This is a genomic window from Cellulomonas olei, assembly GCF_039548315.1.
Lineage (GTDB): Bacteria > Actinomycetota > Actinomycetes > Actinomycetales > Cellulomonadaceae > Cellulomonas.
Window position 1 is genome coordinate 32,881 of sequence record NZ_JBCLVN010000011.1, and the last position, 20,209, is coordinate 53,089.

Consider the following 20,209-nt stretch of genomic DNA (forward strand, 5'->3'; position numbering starts at 1 on the left):
CGGGCGGCGCTAGCATCCAGGGTCGCGTCCGAGGAGGGGCACCCGTGCAGCGCAGCGTCGTGGAGGAGCTCGGTGCGCGTCTGAGCGCGCCCGCGGAGTTCGGGCGCGACGCGCTCGTGGTCTGCGACGCGGTGGTGCGCGTGTTCCGCACCGGGGGCGTCGAGGTGCAGGCGCTGCAGGGCCTGGACCTGCTGGTCCACGCGGGGGAGATGGTCGCCGTCGTGGGCGCGTCGGGCTCCGGCAAGTCGACGCTGCTGCGCATCCTGTCGGCCGCCGACGTGCCCACCGCCGGGCGGGTGCGCGTCGGGCGGTGGGACCTGGGAGCGCTGTCGCGGGCGGACCGCGTCGCGTACCGCCGCACCGTCGTCGGGTCGGTGCGGCAGCAGACGTCACGGAACCTCGTCCCGTACCTGACCGCGCGGCAGAACGTCATGCTGCCGCTCACCCTCGCCGGCAGGCGGCGACCCGTGGCACGCGGGCGCGCGGACGAGCTGCTCGGCCTGGTCGGGCTGCGGTCCGCGGCTGACCGGCGTCCCGCCGAGCTGTCGGGCGGTGAGCAGCAGCGCGTGGCGATCGCGGTCGCGCTGGCGAACGGCCCGCGCCTGCTGCTCGCCGACGAGCCGACGGGCGAGCTCGACACCGCGACCGGCCAGGAGGTGCTGGAGGTGCTGCGCGCCGCGCGGTCCGACGCCGGCGCGGCGGTCGTCGTCGTCACGCACGACCCCGGGGTCAGCGGCCAGGTCGAGCGCACCGTCGCCATCCGCGACGGCCGCACCAGCAGCGAGGTGCTGCGCCGACGCGACGCGGAGCAGGGCGACGTCGCCGAGGAGTACGCGGTGATGGACCGGGCCGGCCGCGTGCAGGTGCCCCGGGAGTACCGGGAGGCGCTGGACCTGACCCGACGGGTCCGGCTGGCGCTCGAGGCCGACCACGTGTCGGTCCGCCCCGACCGCCCCCGGCAGGGTGGCGCATGACGGCACCGCTCGTGCGCGTGCGCGACGTCCGGCGCACGTACGGCACCGGCCACGCCGCGGTCCACGCCCTGCGCGGCGTCGACCTGGACGTGGCCCCCGGGGAGCTCGTGGCCCTGGTCGGGCGGTCGGGATCCGGCAAGACGACGCTGCTGAACCTCGTCGGCGGGCTCGACCGGCCGGACGCCGGCTCCGTCCACGTGGACGGCACCGACCTGTCCACGCTGGACCGCGCGGGTCAGGTGCGGCTGCGGCGGGACGTCGTGGCGTTCGTGTTCCAGACCTTCGGGCTGGTCCCGGTGCTCAGCGCCGCGGAGAACGTCGCCGTGCCGCTGCGCCTGCGGGCGCTGCCCGTGGCGGACCGCGAGCGCCGGGTGGAGCTGCTGCTGCGGCTGGTCGGGCTCGAGGGCCACGCCGCCCTGCGCCCCGACGAGCTCTCGGGCGGCCAGCAGCAGCGGGTCGCGCTGGCCCGGGCGCTCGCCGGGTCGCCGCGGCTGCTCATCGCCGACGAGCCGACCGGGCAGCTCGACAGCGAGACCGGGCTGGCAGTCATGGCCCTGATCCGTGCCGTCGTGGAGGCCGAGGGCATGGCGGCGCTGGTGTCCACGCACGACCCGGTGATGATCGGGCTGGCGGACCGGGCGGTGCGGCTGGTCGACGGCCGCCTGGCCCCGGCATGACGTTCGCGCTGCTGCTGCGCCGTGCCCGGGCGCAGGCCGGCCTGCTGCTCGCGGTCACGGCGACGGCCCTCGTCGCGCTGACCGTGCTCGGCACGTGCGCCCTGCTGCTCGGGCCCGGTCGGGCGGGCGCCCTGGACGCCGCGCTCGCCGGCGCGCCGCCCGGCGCCACCGCCGTGCAGGCGCGGGTCGACCCGGCACCCGGGGAGGACGCCGCCGCCGTGGCCGCCCGGGCGGTGGCGCTGCTCGAGGGGGCGCTCGAGCCGCTGGCCGCGGACTCCTCCGTGTGGTCGGAGACGCCGCTGCTGGCGCTCGAGGAGGTGCCGGCGTCCGACGGGCCGCCCCCCGACGGGCCGGCGTTCGCGTACCTCGCGGACGCTCCCGGGGTCGAGGACGTCGCCCGCCTGGTCGAGGGCACGTGGCCGGGCGGCGCGGTGGGCGGCGCGGACGGCCCGGTGCCGGTCGCCGTGCCCCGCGCGGCGGCGGAGGCGCTCGGCCTGGCGGTCGGCGACGTGCTCCGCCTCGGGCCGTCCGCGGACTCGGCGCCGGACGCCGCGCTCGCCGTCCGGGTGTCGGGCGTCTACGCGCCACGGGGTGCCGGCGGTGACGCGACGCCGTGGACCCGCGACCTGCTCGCCGGCGCGGGCGCCGACCCGGACCACGGGCGCCCCGGGACGCAGGACCGCCGCACGTCGCCCGCCTACGGGCCGCTGGTCGTCGCCCCGGGGGCGGCAGCCGGGGTCCTCGGGGAGGCCGGCACCGGACCGGTCGCGGTGGCGGTGCACCCGCACGCGGCCGGCGCCGGCGCCGGCACGCTGAGCCGCGTCGCCGGGCGGGTCGCCGGGGTGCGCACCGAGCTGGCGGACGGGCTCGGCGAGACCGCGGACCGCGTCGTGGTCCGGACCACCCTCCCGGCGGTGCTGCGGGCGGCCGTCACGCAGCACGGCGTCACCGGGGCCGCGGCGGCCGTCGCGGGCCTGCTGTGCGGTGTGCTCGCCGTCGCCGCGCTGCTGCTCGCCGGCCGGCTGCTCGCCGCGCGCCGGGCGGGCGAGCGCGCGCTGCTGGCGGACCGCGGCGCGGGCCGGGCGTGGCTGCTGCGGGCGGCGACGGCCGAGGCGGGCGTGGTGGTGCTGGTCGCGGCCGTGCTCGCGGTCCCGGCGTCGCTCGGCCTGTACGCGGTCGGCGCGGCCGTGGTGCCGGTGCTGCCACCCGTCGGGGCGCCCCCGGGCGTCCTGCTCGGCACCGTCGCCGCGGGGGCGCTCGCGCTGCTGCTCGCGCTGTGCGCGCCGACCGCGGGCGCCGCGGCGTCGCACCGGGCCGAGGGCGTGCGCCGGTTCGCGCGCACGGGCGCCGACCTGCTGCTGGTCGCGCTGGCCGCCGTGGTCGTGCTGCGGCTGCGCGGCGGGACGTCGGACGCGCTCCGCACGCTCGCACCGGTCCTGTGCCTCGTGGCGCTGTCGGTGCTCGCGCTGCGCGCGGTGCCGCTCCTGGCCCGCGGCGCGGAGCGGTCGGCCCGGCGGTCGCGCCGGTTCGTGCTGCCGCTCGCGGCGCTGGACGTGGCCCGCCGGCCGCGCCCGGCGGCGGCGGTGCTGCTGCTGGTGCTGGCGGCGGCGGGCGGCACCTTCGGGACGTCGTGGTGGGCCACGGCGGTGCGCTCCCAGGGGGAGCAGGCCGAGGTCCGGGTCCCGGCCGAGCTGGTGGCGTCCGGCCTCGCCGGGACGCCGGCGGAGCAGGGGGAGGCCGTGCGCGCCGCCGGCGGGGTGGCGGCCCTGCCGGCCGTGGACCGCGTCACCGCGCTCGGGACCCTGGTGGGCGCCGGCTCGGGCGAGGCGCCCACCCGCCTGCTGGCCGTGGCGCGCGACGCCCCGCTGCACGGCCGGTTGCCGGACGGGGCGCGCTGGCGCGACCTGACCGCCGGCCTCCCGCCGGGGAGCCCCGCGCCGACCCTGGCGCTCGGGGAGGCGGGCGGGGCCGTCGGGCTCCGGCTGGAGGGCACCGCCGACGGCGTGGTGCCGGTCACGGCTGCCGTGACGCTGGTGCTGCAGGACGAGCAGGGCGTGCGCACCGCGGTGGGCACCGAGGAGGTGCCGCTCGACGGCCGCACCCACGAGCTGGTCCCCACGGCGGCACCGGGGCGCGCATCGTCGGCCGTGCCCTCCGGGAACGGTGCCCTGGCCGCCGTGCTGCTCCACCTGCGGGCCGACGCGCCGCTCCCGGAGTCGGGCGCGGCGCCGGCGCAGGTCCGGGTGCACCTGGGGTGGGACGCCCCCGCGACGGGCGGCGGGGTCGGGGCCGCCTGGGGCGCGGCCCCGACCACGGCCTCCGCGCTCGCGCTGCCGACGTCGTCCGTGACCGTCGACCGGGAGGGCCTGCAGGCGGGGGCGACGCTCGACCTCGTCGCGGCGGCGGCCGGCCCCGCCGACCTGGTGCTGAGCGGGTTCCCGCGGCCCGGTGCGCTGCCGGTGCTCGTGAGCCAGGACCTCGCGTCGGGCTCGTCGTTGCGGGCGGGTGACCTGCTGGAGGTGCTGGTCGGCCGGACGCCGGTGCCCGCCCGGGTCGTCGGCGTGGCGCCGTACCTGCCGGGCGCCCCGGAGGGCCCCGCCGTGCTGGCGGACCTCGACGCGCTGTCCCGGGCCGCCCTCGCGCAGGCGGAGACGGCGACGCTGGTGGACGGCTGGTGGGTCGACGGGGCCGCGCCCGGCGCCGCCGCCGCCCTGCGGGACCAGGGCGCCGACGTGACGGTGCGCGCCGAGGTCGCGGCGGCGCTCCGCGACGGGCCGCAGCAGGCTGCGGTGGGCGCCGCGCTCGCCCTCCTCGTCGGCGCCGCGGTGCTGCTCGCCCTCGTGGGCGCGGTGCTGCACGCCGCGGGCTCCGCCGACGACCGGGGGCCGGAGGTCGCCCGCCTGCTCGCCCTCGGCGCGGCGCCGAGAGCGGTCGCCGCCACGCACACCGCCCAGCACGCCGTCCTGGACGTGCTGGGCGTCGCGGCCGGGGCGGCGGTCGGGGCGGCCACGGCGTGGCTGCTCGCTCCCGCCCTGACCGTCACCGCGTCCGGCGGGGCGCCCGTGCCGCCCCCGGTCGTCGTGTGGCCGTGGGCGGTGCAGGGCCCCGTGCTCGCCGCGCTCGTCGTCGGGGCGACGGTGGTGACGCTGCCCGTGGTGCGCGCGCTGGTCCGGCGGGCCACGGCCTCGCACCTGCGGGTCGGGGACGCGGCGTGACGGCCCGGCACCGCGCACGCACCGGTGCGCCGCGGACGTGGTCCCGCGCCCCCGGGCGTCGCCGGGCGGCGGGCACGGACCTGCACACCCTCCCGCGACGGTCCCTGGCCCAGGCCGGGCCGCTGCTCCTGCTCGCGCTGCTCGTCGCGGTGGGCACCGCTGTGGCCGCGGCGGCGCCGCGGGTGGTCGCGCGGGTCGAGGACGAAGCCGTCCGCACCGCGGTGGCGGACGCGGGACGGGACGCCGACCTGGTCCTCAGCGGTCCGGTCGGCTACGAGGGGGCCGACGGCGGCCTGGACCGCGAGCCCGCCGGGACCGCCGCGGACGTCGCCGCCGCGGTGCGCACCGCCGCGCTGACCACGTTCGGTCCCGTGCTGGGTGACCCGCTCACCACCGAGGTGTCGCGGGCGCTGCGCCTCCAGGAGGTGGCGGGGGAGCGGCCCGGGGACGCCCCGGGGCCCACGGGTGAGACGTCGGTCCGCCTCGCCTGGCAGGCGGGGACGCAGGTCGCCTGGGTGTCGGGCCGGTCCCCGGAGCACGCGCCGGAGGGCGACCCCGAGGTGGCCCTGTCGCAGGAGACCGCGGCGGTGCTCGGCGCCGTGCCCGGGTCGGCGCTGGTGCTGAGCGGCGCGGACGGAACGGACCTGACGCTGCGGGTCACCGGGGTGTTCCGGCCGGCCGGCACCGACGCGCCCGTGCGGTGGGTCGACGCCCCCGAGGTGCTGCGGCCACGGGTGACGCGGCAGGGGCCGGCCACCACCACCCAGGTCGCCGCCCTCCTCTCGGACGCGTCGCTGCGCGACGGGCTGGCGGCCGTCGGCCCGCGCGACGTGCAGCGCGTCGTACGCCTCCCGGTGACCGCGGGCGCGCTGTCGGCGCAGCGCGCGGACCGGCTGCTCGCCGAGCTGCCGGCCGTGCAGGCCGCACCGGCCGCGCTCGGGCAGGCCGCGTCCAGCAGCAGCCTGTTCACGGGCCTCGACGACGTGCTGGGGCGGGTGCGTGCGGACGTCGACGCGGCCCGGGCGCAGACGCTCGCCCTGGGCGTCGCCGTGGGCGCCGGGACGTCCGCGCTGCTGGTGCTCGCCGCACGTGTGCTCGCGCGGCGGCGGGAGCCGGACCTCGTGCTCCGGCGCGCACGGGGGTCGGCCCTGCCCGCGACGCTCGTCGAGCTCGGCACGGAGGCGGCGCTGGTCGCGGCGGCGGGCTCTGCGGCAGGCGTCGCGCTCGCCGCGGCCGTCGTCCCGGGGGACCTGGGCGCGGCGGCGCTGGTGCCGGCGGCGGTGGCGGTCCTGGCGAGCCCGGTGGCCGGGCTGCTGGTCGCCCGTTCGGCGGGTGACCCCCCGCGCGACGCCACCGGCGCGGCGGGTCGGCGGCTGGTCCACCGCCGGGCCGGGCCGTCCGGGCCCGGCGGCGGCACGTCGGCACGCGGTGCCACGGCGGGCGGTCGCCGCCTGGCGGCGGAGGGGGCTCTGCTCGTCGCCGCGGTGCTCGCGGTGGCCGCCCACCGCGACGGCGGGACGGACCTGCTCGCCGCGGCCGCCGCGCCGCTCGTCGCGGGTGTGGCGGCCGTGGTCGTGGCGCGGGTCGTCCCGCTGCTGCTGCGCGCGGCGGGGCCGCTCGTCGCGCGGTCCCGCGGCGCCGTCCCCGTCCTCGGGCTGGCCCGCGCCCGGGAGGCGGGCGCAGCGCCGGCGGCGGTGGTCTGCCTGACGCTGTGCGCCGCGCTCGTCGTCGTCGCGTGCGCCGTGGGCGCCGGCACCCGGCGGGACGCCGTCGTGGCGTCGTGGACCTCCGTCGGCGGTGACGTCGCCGTCCGCGCCGCGCCCGGGTCGGACCTGGCGGAGGCGGCGGCCGTCTGGGCGACGGCCCCGGGTGTCACGGCGGTGGCCGCCGCACGGGTCGAGGACGACGTGCCGGCCGCCACGGAGCAGGGCCGGCAGCGCGTCCGGGTGCTCGTCGCCCCGCCCGCGGACCTGGAGCGGCTCGCCGCGGCCGCGCGGGCGGACGGAGCCGGGCCGGGCGGTGGCACCGTCGTCGGGACGGTCACCGTGGCCGGCCTGTGGGGCGCCGACCGGACCCTGGAGGGCCTCGACGTGCCGGTGCCGTCCGCGGGTGCGCCGGGCGCGGCCGGCGGGGCGGGCCGGCCGACCGTGGCGGTCGACCCCGCCGCGCTGGCGGACGCGGGGTCCCCGGACGCGGCCTGGCTCACGGGCCCCGGCGCCGCGGACGCGGTGCGCGACACCCCGCCGCCCCCGGGGTCGGACGTCGTCGTGCGGGCCGACGTGCTGGCCGACGTGACCTCTGGCGTCCTGCTGCGCGCCCGGCTGGGCGTGGCCGCGGTCGCGGCGGCGCTGCTGCTCGTGCTGACCGTCGTGGCCGCGCTGCAGGCCGCCGCAGCGGGAGGACCGGCGCGGCGGCGGGCGCTGGACACCCTCCGGACGCTCGGCCTCGGCGACCGCGGGGCGCGGGCCGTGGCGGTGGCCGAGCTGCTGCCGGCCGCGGCGACGGCGGCCGTGCTCGGGGCGGGCGGCGGCCTGCTGGCGGCGTCGGTCGTCGTCGGCGGGGAGACCGTGCGCGCGACCCTGGGCCGGCTGCTCGGCGCGGCGTGCCTGTCCACCGCGGCCGTCGTCGTGGCGGTCGTGGTGCTCGCCGTCGCCGAGCAGGCGGGCTCGCGCGCCCACCGCGTGGGGGCCTCCCTGCGGATCCCGGAGCCGTGACCTGCGGGGACGCCGCCGTGTGGCGGGACCTCGGGCGCTGACCTAGCGTCGGGCACGGCGGGCCGGCAGGTCCGCCGACAGCACCGGCGGAGGAAGCCCGTCGGCGCCATCCCCGGTCCCCGGGGGCGGACGCCGGACGGCCCCGCCCTCGCGACCGCGGTGACCGCTCCCGCACGAACCAGCGCCCGCAGAGGCGCGGAGGTCGCGATGTTCTTCCACCGCCAAGAGCTCCAGCACCAGGCCAAGCCCGACCGCCCGGACGCCGTGTACGCCCGCAAGCTCCAGGAGGTGCTGGGCGGGCAGTACGGCGAGATCACGGTCGCGATGCAGTACGGGTTCCAGTCCTGGAACACCCACCTGCCCGGCAAGTACCGCGACCTGCTCTACGGCATCGGCGCCGAGGAGTTCGGCCACGTCGAGATGCTCGCCACGATGATCGCCCAGCTGCTCGAGAAGGCGCCGGTCGGCGTCACCGAGGACGCCGTGCAGGACGACCCCACGGTCGCGGCCGTCCTCGGCGGCACCGACCTGCAGCACGCCATCGTGGCGGGCGCCGGCGCCCGCCCGGTGGACAGCATGGGCAACCCCTGGAGCGCGGGCTACGTCACCGCCAGCGGGAACCTGCTCGCCGACTTCACGGCCAACGCGAACGCCGAGATGCAGGGCCGCGTGCAGGTCGCCCGGCTCTACCACATGACCGACGACCACGGCGTCCGCGACCTGCTCGCGTTCCTGCTGGCGCGGGACACCATGCACCAGAACCAGTGGATCGCGGCGGCGCGCGAGCTCCAGGAGGAGGGCCTCGAGGGGCTCCCCGTGCCGAGCAGCTTCCCCCTCGGGCAGGAGGACCGCGACGTGGCGTACCAGTACATCAACTTCTCCGACGGCGCCCAGGCGGGCGAGGGCTCCTGGGCCTCCGGCCCGACCCCGGACGGCCTCGGGGAGTTCACCTACGTGCCGGAGCCGCCGGCGGGCGTGCCCATGCCCCCGCCCACGCAGCCGGACCCCCGGCTCTTCGGCACGACCCCGCAGCCCAACCTCCTGGAGAAGGCCACGGGGAAGCTCAAGGACACCCTCAAGAGCGAGTGAAGGAGCACGTGATGAGCGCTCAGGACACGGGTGGCGGCGCCGCTGCGGCGGTCGGCACCGCGAAGGACGAGGCACAGGGGCTCGCGCACCAGGCGGCGGAGTCGGGGCAGGACCTGCTGCAGGACGTGAAGGACGGGGCCGGTGGCGTCGCGGCGGAGGCTGCGCAGCAGGCGCGTGACCTGCTGGGGGAGGCCCGTGAGGGGCTGCGGTCCCAGGCGGCCGACCAGCAGGCGCGGGCCGCGCAGGGGCTGCGCACCCTCGGCGACGAGCTCGGTCGGATGGCGGACGCGTCCGACGGGGGCCTCGCGCGCGACCTGGTGCGGGACGTGGCGGGCCGCACCGGTGCCGTGGCGTCGTGGCTGGACGACCGCGAGCCGGGCGACGTGCTCGGCGAGGTCGCCGAGTTCGCGCGGCGTCGGCCCGGGGCGTTCCTGGCCCTCGCGGCCGGGGCGGGCGTGGTCGTCGGGCGGCTGGCGCGCGGGCTGAAGGACGCGTCGCCGAGCAGCGCGGGCGCCGGGTCCCGGCCGGGCCGCAGCGACCTGCCCGGCTCGACGACGGGACTGTCGACGCCGTCCGCGGCGTCGGCGGGCGGGTCGCCGGCCGGCGGTCTCGCGACGTCCGCCGCGGGCGCGGGTGCGGGAGAGCACGCCGGCGGCCCGGGCGGTCCCGGTGTCGTCGCCGGCGGGAACGCCGAGGTGCTCGAGGTCGGCGAGGACGAGCCGCAGCACCGCGAGCCGGGTCCGGCCCTCGGGGAGGAGCGTGCCTGGGCGGCCAGCGGCGGGGAGGCCCCGGTGGCGCCGGCTCCCGGGCACCTGCCCTCGGCCGACGGGGCGGGCACGGCCGGCGGCGACCCGCTGGCGGGCGTGCAGCGTGAGGACCGACCGTGACCGGGCCGGGCGACCCGACGGTCGCGGCGGACCCCGGGGCCGTGCCACGGGGCCCGGCCCCCGGCGGCGAGCCGGGAGCGGGAGGCGCACCGGGCGCCGGGCAGGAGCGCCCGTCACTGGGCGACCTCATCGGCTCCGTGACCCAGGACCTCTCCGAGCTCGTCCGGCAGGAGGTCGAGCTCGCGAAGGCGGAGCTCGGGCAGTCGGCCCGGCGGGCGGGCCGCGGCAGCGGGATGCTCGCGGGGGCCGGCGTGGCCGGCCACTTCGTGCTGGCGTTCCTCTCGCTCGCCCTGTGGTGGGGGCTCCCGATCGGCAAGGCCTGGTCCGCGGTGGTCGTGGCCGTGGTCTGGGGTGTGGTGGCGGCGGTGCTGGCGCTCCGGGGGCGCGCTGAGCTCCGCCGGGTGCGGGGCGCGCCGCGCACCGCCGAGACCGTCAAGAAGATCCCGAACGCGCTGAAGGGCGACGAGGAGGCGAACCATGAGTGAGGACCCGGAGCGGATCCGCGAGCGGATCGAGCGGACGCGGGCGGAGCTGTCGGCGGACGTGGACGCGGTCGGTGAGGCGATCGACCCGCGGCAGGTCGCGCACCGTCAGGCCGAGAAGGTGCGCAGCCGCGTCGGCGCGGTGCGCGACCGCGTCATGGGCACCGTCCAGGACGCGGCGGGATCGGCCGGCGGCACAGCGCGGGACGCGGCCGACAGCGTGCGCGGGACCGCGGGCGACCTGACGAGCGGCGTCGCGGGCGGGCTGCGCGACGCGCCGCACGCGGTGACGCGGCAGGCCGAGGGCAGCCCGCTCGCGGCGGGACTCGTGGCCTTCGGCGTGGGGCTGCTGGCCGCGTCCCTGCTACCGGCCTCGCGTCGCGAGCAGCAGGCGGCGCAGGCGGTCAAGGACCAGGCGCAGGCCGCTCTCCCCGAGGTGAAGCAGGCGGCCCAGCAGGCGGCGGAGGACCTGCGGGCACCGGCGCAGGAGGCCGTCGAGGCCGTGAAGGAGCGCGCCGCCGACGCGGTCGGCACGGTGCAGGAGCACGGCACGCAGGCCGCGCAGGAGCTGCGCGACCAGGCGCAGGACTCCGCGGAGCACGTCCGCGAGGCCCCGCAGCAGGGCTGAGCGCCGGCCGACGCCGCCTGGGGGAGCCGTGTCCCGCAGGCGGCGTCGGCCGCGTCCGGGGGAGCGACCGCCGCGACCGTGGGGCTGGCCGCCGGGCGCGGTCCGTCGGAGACTGGGACGACCCCCCGCCCCCTGCCCCGGAGACCTCGTCCGTGACACGCCCCGCCCCCGACCGGCGCCCCCGCCCTGCCGTCCCCGTCCCCCGCGGGGCGCGACACGGGCGGCCGCGCCACGGCGCGCGCGGCGGCATGCGCGCGGTCCAGGTCGCCGCCGCCGTCGTCGCCGGCGCCCTGGCGGTGGGGCTCGCGCTGCACGACGCGGGCGGAGCGGGTCCGGTGACCGGACGCACGAGCACCGCGCCCGACCGACCCGCCGCCGACCTCGCGCGCCGGAGCGCGGGCCTCGACCGCCCGGCCGCCCCCGCCGCCACCGACGCGGTCGCCACCCGCGCGGCCGACGCCGACCCCGCAACCACCGACGCGGCGAGCCCCCGGGCGGCCGACGTCGCCGACGCCCCGGGCACCGTCGCGGCAGGCGCCGAGCCCGTGTCGGACCCCGACGACCGGCTCCTCGACCCCGACCCGGGGGCGCCCGGTCGCCTCCGTCCGCCGCCCGAGGCTCCCGCCCCGCTGGTGCTCCCCGGGCTGCGTCCCCCCGCCCGGGTCGGGCTCGACCTCACGACGCGCTCGACGAGCGACCCCGCGAGCCTGTGGGTCGTGGTGAACAAGGCGCGCCCGCTGGACCCCGGCGACTGGGCGCCGTCGGACCTCGTGACGGTGGCGGGGTACGAGGTGCGGGCCCCCGTCGCGGAGCCGCTCGCCCGGATGCTCGCGGCCGCCGCGGCGGACGGCGTGGCGCTCGAGCTCCGCAGCGGGTTCCGGTCGCGTGCGTACCAGGAGCAGGTGCACGCCGCCTGGGCGGCCCGGGTCGGCGACGCGCGGGCCGACGAGGTGTCCGCGCGCGCCGGGCACAGCGAGCACCAGACGGGCCTCGCGGTGGACGTCGGCAGCGGCTCGGCGCCGGAGTGCGACTTCCAGGACTGCTTCGCGCAGACCCCCGAGGGCCGGTGGGTGGCGGAGCACGCCGCCGAGCACGGGTTCCTGCTGCGCTACACGGCGCAGGGGCAGCCGGTCACCGGGTTCGCCCCCGAGGGGTGGCACCTGCGCTACGTGGGCCAGGACCTGCTGGCGGAGATGGAGCGCCGCGGCGTCGGCACCCTGGAGGAGCTGTTCCGGCTGCCCGGGGGGCCCGGCTACTCCTGAGGCGCACCCTCGCCGCGGCTCTGCCGCAGCCACTGCGAGTCGTCGTTGACGTAGGCGTAGTACAGGCCGATCAGCAGTCCGCCGCCCAGGAAGTTGCCCAGCAGCGCGATCCCGACGTTCCCGGCGGCGGCGCCGAGGTCGATGCCGTCGCGGAGCCCCACGACGGAGAACAGCACCGTGTTGGCCACGGAGTGCTCGAGCCCGAGGAACGCGAAGATGAACACCGACGTGATCATCACCAGGCACTTGGTCAGGTCGTCCTTGATGAGCCCGTTGTAGACGAGCAGCATCGCGATGTTGATGCAGAAGTTGCACAGCAGCGCCCGGACGAGCAGGTCGACCCACCCGGCAGGCCCGTCGGTGACGTAGGCGAGCTTGTGCGCGACGGAGTCGGCCATCTCGGCGGCCGGGGCGCCCTCCACCAGGGTGGAGAACCGCAGCAGCACCGCGACGAACAGCCCGCCGAGCACGTTGCCGAGGTAGCACAGCCCCAGCAGCCGCAGCGCCCGCCCCCACGAGGTGCGGCGGTGGTAGGCGCCGATCGAGACGATCATCATGTTCGACGTCAGCAGCTCGGAGCGCGAGTAGTAGATGAACACCAGCGCCCAGCCGAAGACGACCGCGCCGACCACCCGTCCGACGGTGCGCAGCGTGCCGTCGCCGACCTCGATCGCGGCGAAGGCCGCCACCAGCGCGTAGAACGTCGCGTAGAGCAGGCCGATCAGCACGCCCGCCATCGCCGCGCGCTGCAGGTAGCGCCGGGCCAGCCCGCCGGACATGGTGGTCTTGGTCTCGAGGACCTCCAGGGCGGTGCTGATGAACTGCTTGCCCGGGAACAGGGACTGCGGGTCGGCGGGACTCACGGCGCACACGGTGCCACACGCGCGACCCGCCCCGCAGCAGGCGGGCCGCGGGTCCTGCGGACCGGGGCGCCGCCGCCACTAGCGTGGGCGCATGCTCGACGCCGACGTCGCCCCCGACCAGCACCTCCGCGCGGCCCTCCCGGGCGTGCTCGCACCGCTCGGGGAGGTGGTGGCCCTCGAGCGCCTCACGGGCGGCCTGTTCGCCACGACGTTCCGCGCCGCCCTCGCCGACGGCTCGCGCGTGGTGATCAAGACGGCCCCGACCGCGACCGAGCGGCTGCTCACCTACGAGCACGACCTGCTGCGCACCGAGGCGCTGGTGTACCGGCTCGCCGCGGAGCGCCCGGCGCTGCTAATGCCCCGGCTGCTGCTCACCGACTTCACGCGCGCGGCGGTGCCCTCCGACGTCGTCGTCGCGAGCCACCTGGACGGCGTCCCGCTGCTGGAGCTGGCGGTCGACGGCGCGCTGCCGCCCGACGTCGAGGCGCGGGTCCGCCCCCAGCTCGGGGCGCTCATGGCCCGGCTGCACGCCGTCACGGGGGAGCGGTTCGGCTACCCGGACCCGGCGACCACCCTGGCCGGGACGACGTGGCCGGAGGCCTTCGACCGCATCGTCGGGGCGCTGCTCGCCGACGCGCGCCGGTGGGGGACCGGGCTCCCGGAGTCCGAGATCCGGGCCGCGGTGGCCCGGCACCGCACCGCCCTGGCGGACGTGCGCCGGCCCGCGCTGGTGCACACCGACCTGTGGGCGGGCAACCTGTTCGTGGACCCCGGGACGCTGCGCCTCACCGGGGTGATCGACCCGGAGCGCGCCGTGTGGGGCGACCCGCTGCTGGAGCTGGCGGGCGCCGACCAGACGGGTCTCGGCCCGGTGCCCGACGACCTCGTGGCCGGGTACGCCGACGCCGCGGGCGCCGTCGGGCCGCTCGCGCTCGGGACCCCGGCCGGTGACGCCCGGCTGCTGCTGTACCGGATGTCGATGACGCTGGTGCTCCTCGTCGAGATGACCCCGCGCGGCTACACCGGCCCGGGGGCCGACGCCCACCGGACCACGTGCGAGGCGACGCTGCGGGCCGTGCTCGACGGGCTCGCGGGGTAGCGGCCCGTCACCCGTGCGGGTGACGGGTCCCGCTCGGGACCGGATCCACCGGCCGGAACCGCCCGGCCGTGCGCCCGTCGCGTGCCACCATGACCCGGGCGCGTCGGCAGCGCGCGTCCCCCACCAGCGGCCCCGTCGGCGAGGTCGCGCCGGCAGCTGCCTCAGGGGGCGGAGGATGGCGGAGCCGCGCGCACCGGGTCCGGGCACGGAGCCGGGCCGGAGCATCCGCGGGCTGCTCGACGTGCTGACGCGTCGCCTCGCGGCGGCCACGGGCGGCCCGGCCGCGGCGTCGGTGTGGGTGCGGCGCCGCGACGCCGACGAGGCGGTCGCCGCCACGGCGGAGACGGCGCGGCGGGCCGACGTCGCCGGCGTGGCGGACGCCTCCGTCGTCCCGCTCGACCTGCCGCCCCGGGGCGTCGCGCCGGACGGCCCGCTCCACGTGGTCCTCGCCGGGGGCCCGGACGTGCTGGTCCCCGACGTCGACGCGGGCGCGGGGTGGCCGGCGTGGCGACGGGCCGCGCGCGGGGAGGGCTTCCGCGGAGCGGCCGTGGTCGGCGCCGAGATCTCGCGCGGCGGCACGCTGGCGCTGGCGCTCTACCTGGCGGCGCCCGGTGCGGTGGACGACGAGCTCGGCCACCGGGTCGCCCGGTTCGCCCGGCAGGCCGCCTCGCTCGTCGCCCTGCACAGCACGATCCCGGCGCGCCGTCCGACGACCCGGGTCTCCGCGGCGGCGCGGCACCCCCGGGTCGGCGTGCAGACGGCCGTCGGCGCGCTCATGGAGGTGCGCGGCTGCGGCGAGGACGAGGCGCGCCGCGTGCTGACCGTGCTCGCGCGCGAGCAGGGCCGCACGCTGGAGGCCGTCGCCGCGTCGGTGCTGGAGCACGCGCGACGGCCCACCGGCAGCCGGCCCGTGCACCGGGGCGCGTGACCGGGCGGTCGCGTACGCTGCGCCGGGTGGATCGGGACGGCGCACGCGGGGTGAGCACGGTGGTGGACGGCCTGACGGCCACGACGTTCTGGGTGAACGGGCGCCTGGTGCCCGACGCCGAGGCGACCACGTCCGCCCGGGACCACGGCTTCGTGGTGGGCGACGGCGTGTTCGAGGCGGTCAAGGTGGACCGCGGCCGGCTGTTCGCGCTCACGCGCCACCTCGAGCGGATGGGACGGTCGGCGGCGGGCATCGGGCTGCGCGGCTTCGACCCGGAGGTGGTGCGCAGGGCCGCGCACGAGGTGCTCGAGGCGAACGCCGCGGTGCTCACCGGCGCGTACGACCTGCTGCGGATCACGTTCACCGCGGGCCCGGGGCTGCTGGGCAGCGGGCGGGTCGACAGCCCGCCGACCCTGGTGCTGGGGGTCACGCCCGGGCACGACCCGGACCCCGAGACGGCCGTGGTCACGGTCCCGTACCGCCGCAACGACGTCGGCGCGCTGACCGGCCTCAAGACGACGTCCTACGGGGAGAACGTCCTGGCGCTCGCGCAGGCGCACGCCGCGGGGGCGAGCGAGGCGGTGTTCGCCAACACGCGGGGGATGCTCTGCGAGGGCACCGGCACCAACGTGTTCGTGGTGCGCGGCGGCGAGCTGCTCACCCCGCCGCTGTCGTCCGGCTGCCTCGCGGGCGTGACGCGCGCGCTGGTGCTCGAGTGGTACGGCGGGCGCGAGGCCGACCTGCCCTACGACGCGCTGACCACGGCCGACGAGGTGTTCCTGACCTCCTCCGGCCGCGACGTCCAGCCGGTCGTGGCGGTGGACGGCGCACCGGTCGCCGACGGCGCACCGGGACCGGTGACCCGGGCGGCGGCGGAGGCCTTCGCCGCGGGGCAGCGGCGGCACGTCGACCCCTGACGGCGGCGGTCAGTCTCGACCGTCGGCCCCGAACCGGCGCAGCAGCGCGTGCGCCGACTGCGCCACCAGCGCGTGGTCGTGCGTCACCGCGAACTCGAACTGGCGGGACCTGTCCTCGCGCGAGCCGGCGGGCGCGCTGGAGGGCGGCCCCACCTCGCGGCCGACGAGGGCGACCGACTCGTGGGCGCCGAGCACGACGACCGCCCACTCGCGGGCGAGCGCCTCGTCCGGTTCGACGCGGGCCCAGCGCACCCCGCCGGGCACCGACGCCGGCGCCCCGGTGCCGAGCGCCCCGACGAACGGCAGCCGCTCGGCCAGGTGCCCGTACCGCAGCGCGGAGCCGCCGGTGAAGTGCCGCTCGTCCTGGAAGGTCCCGAGCAGCAGCGGCGGGACCCGCTGCGCCAGCGCCGCCGTCTCGAGCGTGCGCGACAGCGGCAGCAGCAGGTGCTTCGGCGCCAGCCGCACCGCGCGGCGGGAGGCCACCAGCTCGTAGGGCGTCGCGTCGCCCTCCGGCGGCTCCGGCGCGCGGTGCAGCCGCACGGTGTGCCGCTCCCCGGCGGGCAGCACGCGGTGCGGCCGCCCCAGGTACCAGCCCTGACCCAGGTCCGCGCCGAGCACCAGCGCCCGGGTGAGGTCGTCGTGCGTCTCGATGCCCTCGGCGACGACCCGCGCCCCGGTGGCCTCGGCCCGGGCGCGCACCGCACCCGCGACCGTGATGGTCGCCGGGTCCTCCAGCGTGCGGAGCAGCTGCAGGTCGAGCTTGATCACCTCGGGCGCCAGCAGCGGCAGGAACGCGAGCGAGTCGGGCACGGCACCCACGTCGTCGAGGGCGATCGCGCACCCGGCCTCCCGGAGCCGCGCGGCCGCGTCGAGGATGCCGGCCGGGTCGTGCGCGAGGGCGCGCTCGGTGATCTCCACGACCACGCGGACGTGCGGGTCCCGCCGGGCGAGCGTCTCGAGCACGAGGGCGATGTGACGCGACAGCGTGCGCGGCTCGATGTTGAGGAACAGCGTGTGGCCGGCACCGCGCGAGGCCTCGGCGGCGTCCGCCAGCGCCCGCGACATCGACGCCCGCTCCAGCTCGCCGAGCAGCCCCTCCTCCTGGGCGGCGTCGAGGACCTCCAGCGGCGAGCCCCAGCCGGAGCCCTCCGGGGTGCGCAGCAGGGCCTCACGGCCGACCACCTCGCCGGTCGCGAGCTCGACGACGGGCTGGTACGCGCAGTGCACGCCCCCGGTGCGGAGCAGGTCGGGCACCGGCACGCGCCCCCGCAGGTCCGACGGGCACAGGAGGGTCACGTCCTGCTCATCGGCCGGACCCGGCACCACCTGAACCGTCCGCGACGATCCGCCCGCGGACGGTTCGCCCGCGCCGTCCCGCCCCGGTCCCGGATGGCGCCGCCCCGCCGCGCGACGCCCCGGGGGCGTCGGTAGCCTGACCCGATCCGGACGGGGGGTACGCGTGGGGCGGCACGAGCAGGACCGGCGGGTCGGGGACCACCTCGTCGACCGAGGGCTGGTGACCACGGCGACGCTGGACGCGGCGCAGGAGGTCGCGGCGGGCAGCGGCGCGCGCATCGGCGAGGTGCTCGTGGCGATCGGCGCCCTCGACTCCGTCTCGCTGACGCGTGCCCTCGCCGACCTGTGGGGGCTGCCGTACGTCGCCGCGACGCGCACGGCGGCCGCGCTGGACGTGCCGGGCCTCGACGTCGGCACCGTGCTGGCCGAGGGCTGGCTGCCGCGGGAGCAGCGCGCGGACGGCGTCCCGGTGGTCGCGGTCATCGACGAGCCCACCCCGGAGCTGCGGGCACGCATCGCCGCCGCCGTGGGGCAGGACCCGTTCCTCGTGCTCGCCGACCGCTGGGAGTTCCAGCAGGCGGTGCTCGACCGGTACGGCGCGGAGCTGCGGGAGCGGGCGAGCCTCGGGCTGTGGGGCCGGTCGCCGGCGCAGTCCGCGCGCACGGTCCTGGTGCCCTGGCAGCGCGTGGCGCTGGTGGTCCTCGCGCTCGCGTCCGTCACCGCCGCGGTCCTGGCACCCGCCGCGCTGGTGGTCGGGCTGTCGCTGCTCGTCGGCCTGTCGTTCCTGCTCGGCACCGGCTTCAAGTTCTGGTCGTCGCTGCGCGGCGCCCGCATGGAGCACGTGCTGCGGACCCCGCCGGCGGCGCTGGCCGCGCTGGCCGACCACGAGCTGCCCCGGTACACGGTGCTCGTGCCCGTGTACCGCGAGGCGAACATCGTCGCCCAGCTCATCGGCAACCTCGGCGCGCTCGACTACCCGACCCACCTGCTCGAGGTGATCGTGCTGGTCGAGGAGGACGACCTGGAGACCCGCGCCGCCGCCGAGGCCGCCTCGCCGCCCCCGCACTTCCGGTTCGTGACCGTCCCGGCCGGGCAGCCGCAGACCAAGCCCAAGGCCTGCAACGTCGGCCTCGAGTTCGCCACGGGGGAGTACCTGGTGATCTTCGACGCCGAGGACCGCCCCGAGCCGGACCAGCTCAAGAAGGCCGTCCTCGCGTTCCGGGACGCGGGGGACGACCTCGTGTGCGTGCAGGCGGCGCTGAACTACTTCAACGCCGAGGAGAACGCGCTCACGCGGATGTTCACGCTCGAGTACTCGTTCTGGTTCGACTACATGCTGCCCGGCCTGGAGGCCAACCGGTTCGCGATCCCGCTCGGCGGCACGTCCAACCACTTCCGGGTCGGCGGCCTGCGGCGGCTCGGCGGCTGGGACCCGTTCAACGTCACGGAGGACGCCGACCTGGGCATCCGCGCCGCGGCCGAGGGGCTGCGCGTCGGGGTGATCGACTCGACCACGTTCGAGGAGGCCAACACCTCGTACCCCAACTTCGTGCGGCAGCGCTCCCGGTGGATCAAGGGGTACATGCAGACGACCCTCGTGCACCTGCGCGACCCGCTGCGGCTGCTGCGGGTCGCGGGGCCGCGGCAGGCGCTGTCGTTCCTGTTCCTCGTGGGCGGCACGCCGGCGACGTTCCTCGCGGTCCCGCCGCTGTACGCCGTGTTCGTGGCGTCCCTGCTGGTCGACCCGGCGGCCCTCGCCGCCCTGTTCCCGGGGTGGGTGCTGTGGCTCTCGCTCGCGAACCTCGGTGTCGGCAGCGCCCTGATGATCTACGTGTCGATGATGGGCGCGTTCAAGCGCCGCCGGTACCGGCTGGTGCTCTGGGGCCTGGCGAACCCCGTCTACTGGCTGCTCCACGCGGTCGCCGCGTACAAGGCGCTGTGGCAGCTCGTCACGAGACCGCACTACTGGGAGAAGACCGCACATGGCCTCACTGGTCTCACCGGCACCGCAGCCCACCCCGCGGGCGACGGCGTCCCGGCTCCCGGCGCCTGACACGTGGCCCGCGCGCCCGGGTGCGCGCTGGCTGCTGCGGCTCGCGTTCGCGGCGCCGTTCGTCGTGGTCGCGCTCGTCTCGCGCGCGTCCCCGTGGCAGGCCGTCGCGAACGAGGAGCTCGCCGCCCGGGGCGCGCTCATCCGCTGGGGCGACGCCGCCCTGACGTGGACGGCCGAGGTCTTCCCGCCCCTGTCGGCGGCGGCGGCCTCGGTGCTCGGCGGCGACCTGCTGCTGATGAGCCTGTTCGCGGCCGCGGTGCTCGGGTTCACGCTGCAGCGGCTCGCCGGGGTGCTGGTGCGCGAGGGCCACGGTCCGTGGGCGACGGCCGCCGTGGTCGCGGCCCTGGTCCTCACGCCGCCGCTGGCGTACCTGGCGGCGAACGACCTGGAGTCGCTGCTGGGCCTCGCGCTGGTGGTCCTCGCGCTGGACGGCATCGCGTCGTTCGTCGAGCGGCGGTCGACGGAGGCGGGGTTCCGGGCGGGTCTGGCGATGGGCGTGCTGGTGGTGCTCGAACCGGGCGGCTGGCTGTACGCGCTCGGGCTGGCGGCGACGGCCCCGTTCTTCGCACGACACGCGGGCCGCGCGGGGCAGGGCGCCACGTCGGCGACGGTCGCGGTGCTGCTGTTCCCGGCCGTCGCGGCGGTGCTGTTCTGGCTCTACCTGTCCTGGTGGTTCTCGGACGACCCCCTCGGCGGCTTCGCCCGGGCGACGGCCGACGGCTGGTTCCCCGGCGGCGTCGGCGCGTCCGCGCTCTCTGCCGCCCGCCAGATGGCGCTGTCGCTGCTGGCGGCACCGCTCGTGCTGGTCGCCGGCACGGTCCGCGGGCTGCGTGACCCGTGGTCCCTGATCGCCCCGGGCATCGCGCTCGTGGGCCTGTACCTGTCGCTGTGGCTCGGTCTGCGGGCCCCGGCCGGCCAGACGTACGTCGTGCTGACGGCGCTGTGGGTCCTGCTGCTCGCGCCGCGGAACCCGTCGCCCCGGCGGCGCCTGCTCGTCGTGGGCGCGGCGCTGCTCCAGATCGCGATCGCCTGGCTCGTGGTGCTCACGACCGGGACCACCCTCGCGGACTGGGTGTCGGCCCTCGCGTCGGGCGGCTGAGGCGCGGCGCCGTGCGCCCGGGGTGG

General features: G+C 78.6%; 16 protein-coding genes. 14 read left to right on the forward strand and 2 right to left on the reverse strand.

Annotated features, from left to right (window positions below; genetic code table 11):
- The first annotated feature begins 44 nt into the window (after nucleotides 1-44).
- The 9 genes from AAHH18_RS05590 to AAHH18_RS05630 all read left to right on the forward strand — a co-directional run bounded on the left by AAHH18_RS05590 (nucleotide 45) and on the right by AAHH18_RS05630 (nucleotide 11,928).
- Nucleotides 45-974: an ABC transporter ATP-binding protein gene (locus AAHH18_RS05590; protein WP_283320415.1), complete on the forward strand. Its 930-nt coding sequence runs from the start codon at nucleotides 45-47 to the stop codon at nucleotides 972-974.
- Nucleotides 971-1,651 (forward strand): ABC transporter ATP-binding protein, encoded by a 681-nt coding sequence (locus AAHH18_RS05595; RefSeq protein ID WP_343300881.1) that lies wholly within the window; start codon nucleotides 971-973, stop codon nucleotides 1,649-1,651. Before AAHH18_RS05590 ends, AAHH18_RS05595 begins: the two co-directional genes overlap by 4 nt.
- Nucleotides 1,648-4,866 (forward strand): hypothetical protein, encoded by a 3,219-nt coding sequence (locus AAHH18_RS05600; RefSeq protein WP_343300882.1) that lies wholly within the window; start codon nucleotides 1,648-1,650, stop codon nucleotides 4,864-4,866. The genes AAHH18_RS05595 and AAHH18_RS05600 overlap by 4 nt, the downstream gene beginning before the upstream one ends.
- Nucleotides 4,863-7,580, forward strand: a complete 2,718-nt coding sequence (locus tag AAHH18_RS05605; protein ID WP_343300883.1) for a hypothetical protein — start codon at nucleotides 4,863-4,865, stop codon at nucleotides 7,578-7,580. The genes AAHH18_RS05600 and AAHH18_RS05605 overlap by 4 nt, the downstream gene beginning before the upstream one ends.
- Before the next feature lie 207 nt (nucleotides 7,581-7,787).
- Complete coding sequence (locus tag AAHH18_RS05610; protein WP_343300884.1) at nucleotides 7,788-8,669, forward strand: manganese catalase; 882 nt, start codon at nucleotides 7,788-7,790, stop codon at nucleotides 8,667-8,669.
- A gap of 11 nt (nucleotides 8,670-8,680) precedes the next feature.
- Nucleotides 8,681-9,556 (forward strand): hypothetical protein, encoded by an 876-nt coding sequence (locus AAHH18_RS05615; RefSeq protein ID WP_343300885.1) that lies wholly within the window; start codon nucleotides 8,681-8,683, stop codon nucleotides 9,554-9,556.
- Between the two features lie 116 nt (nucleotides 9,557-9,672).
- Entirely contained in the window at nucleotides 9,673-10,041 is a 369-nt protein-coding gene (locus AAHH18_RS05620) for a phage holin family protein (RefSeq protein ID WP_343300970.1), read from the forward strand.
- Entirely contained in the window at nucleotides 10,034-10,666 is a 633-nt protein-coding gene (locus AAHH18_RS05625) for a DUF3618 domain-containing protein (RefSeq protein ID WP_343300886.1), read from the forward strand. The genes AAHH18_RS05620 and AAHH18_RS05625 overlap by 8 nt, the downstream gene beginning before the upstream one ends.
- Nucleotides 10,667-10,914: 248 nt before the next feature.
- Nucleotides 10,915-11,928: a M15 family metallopeptidase gene (locus AAHH18_RS05630; RefSeq protein WP_343300887.1), complete on the forward strand. Its 1,014-nt coding sequence runs from the start codon at nucleotides 10,915-10,917 to the stop codon at nucleotides 11,926-11,928.
- Here the strand turns inward: AAHH18_RS05630 and AAHH18_RS05635 are convergent.
- Nucleotides 11,919-12,791 carry a formate/nitrite transporter family protein gene (locus AAHH18_RS05635; protein ID WP_343300888.1) on the reverse strand — a complete coding sequence of 291 codons (873 nt, stop codon included), beginning with the start codon at nucleotides 12,789-12,791 and terminating at the stop codon, nucleotides 11,919-11,921. The genes AAHH18_RS05630 and AAHH18_RS05635 overlap by 10 nt on opposite strands.
- A 91-nt stretch (nucleotides 12,792-12,882) precedes the next feature.
- Here AAHH18_RS05635 and AAHH18_RS05640 point away from each other — a divergent pair, with 91 nt between their 5' ends.
- The 3 genes from AAHH18_RS05640 (at nucleotide 12,883) to AAHH18_RS05650 (ending at nucleotide 15,735) form a co-directional block, all read left to right on the forward strand.
- Nucleotides 12,883-13,890 carry a phosphotransferase family protein gene (locus AAHH18_RS05640; protein ID WP_343300889.1) on the forward strand — a complete coding sequence of 336 codons (1,008 nt, stop codon included), beginning with the start codon at nucleotides 12,883-12,885 and terminating at the stop codon, nucleotides 13,888-13,890.
- Nucleotides 13,891-14,065: 175 nt separating this feature from the next.
- Complete coding sequence (locus AAHH18_RS05645; RefSeq protein ID WP_343300890.1) at nucleotides 14,066-14,818, forward strand: ANTAR domain-containing protein; 753 nt, start codon at nucleotides 14,066-14,068, stop codon at nucleotides 14,816-14,818.
- A gap of 26 nt (nucleotides 14,819-14,844) precedes the next feature.
- Nucleotides 14,845-15,735 carry an aminotransferase class IV gene (locus tag AAHH18_RS05650; protein WP_343300891.1) on the forward strand — a complete coding sequence of 297 codons (891 nt, stop codon included), beginning with the start codon at nucleotides 14,845-14,847 and terminating at the stop codon, nucleotides 15,733-15,735.
- A 9-nt stretch (nucleotides 15,736-15,744) separates the two neighbouring features.
- On the opposite strand, the gene AAHH18_RS05655 is transcribed toward AAHH18_RS05650, so the two are convergent.
- Nucleotides 15,745-17,031 (reverse strand): sensor domain-containing phosphodiesterase, encoded by a 1,287-nt coding sequence (locus AAHH18_RS05655; protein WP_343300892.1) that lies wholly within the window; start codon nucleotides 17,029-17,031, stop codon nucleotides 15,745-15,747.
- Nucleotides 17,032-17,251: 220 nt separating this feature from the next.
- Here AAHH18_RS05655 and AAHH18_RS05660 point away from each other — a divergent pair, with 220 nt between their 5' ends.
- The gene (locus tag AAHH18_RS05660) at nucleotides 17,252-19,084 is read left to right on the forward strand and encodes a glycosyltransferase (RefSeq protein WP_343300893.1); all 1,833 of its coding nucleotides are present in this window, start codon (nucleotides 17,252-17,254) and stop codon (nucleotides 19,082-19,084) included.
- Nucleotides 19,014-20,183 (forward strand): hypothetical protein, encoded by a 1,170-nt coding sequence (locus tag AAHH18_RS05665; RefSeq protein ID WP_343300894.1) that lies wholly within the window; start codon nucleotides 19,014-19,016, stop codon nucleotides 20,181-20,183. The genes AAHH18_RS05660 and AAHH18_RS05665 overlap by 71 nt, the downstream gene beginning before the upstream one ends.
- Nucleotides 20,184-20,209: the final 26 nt, after the last annotated feature.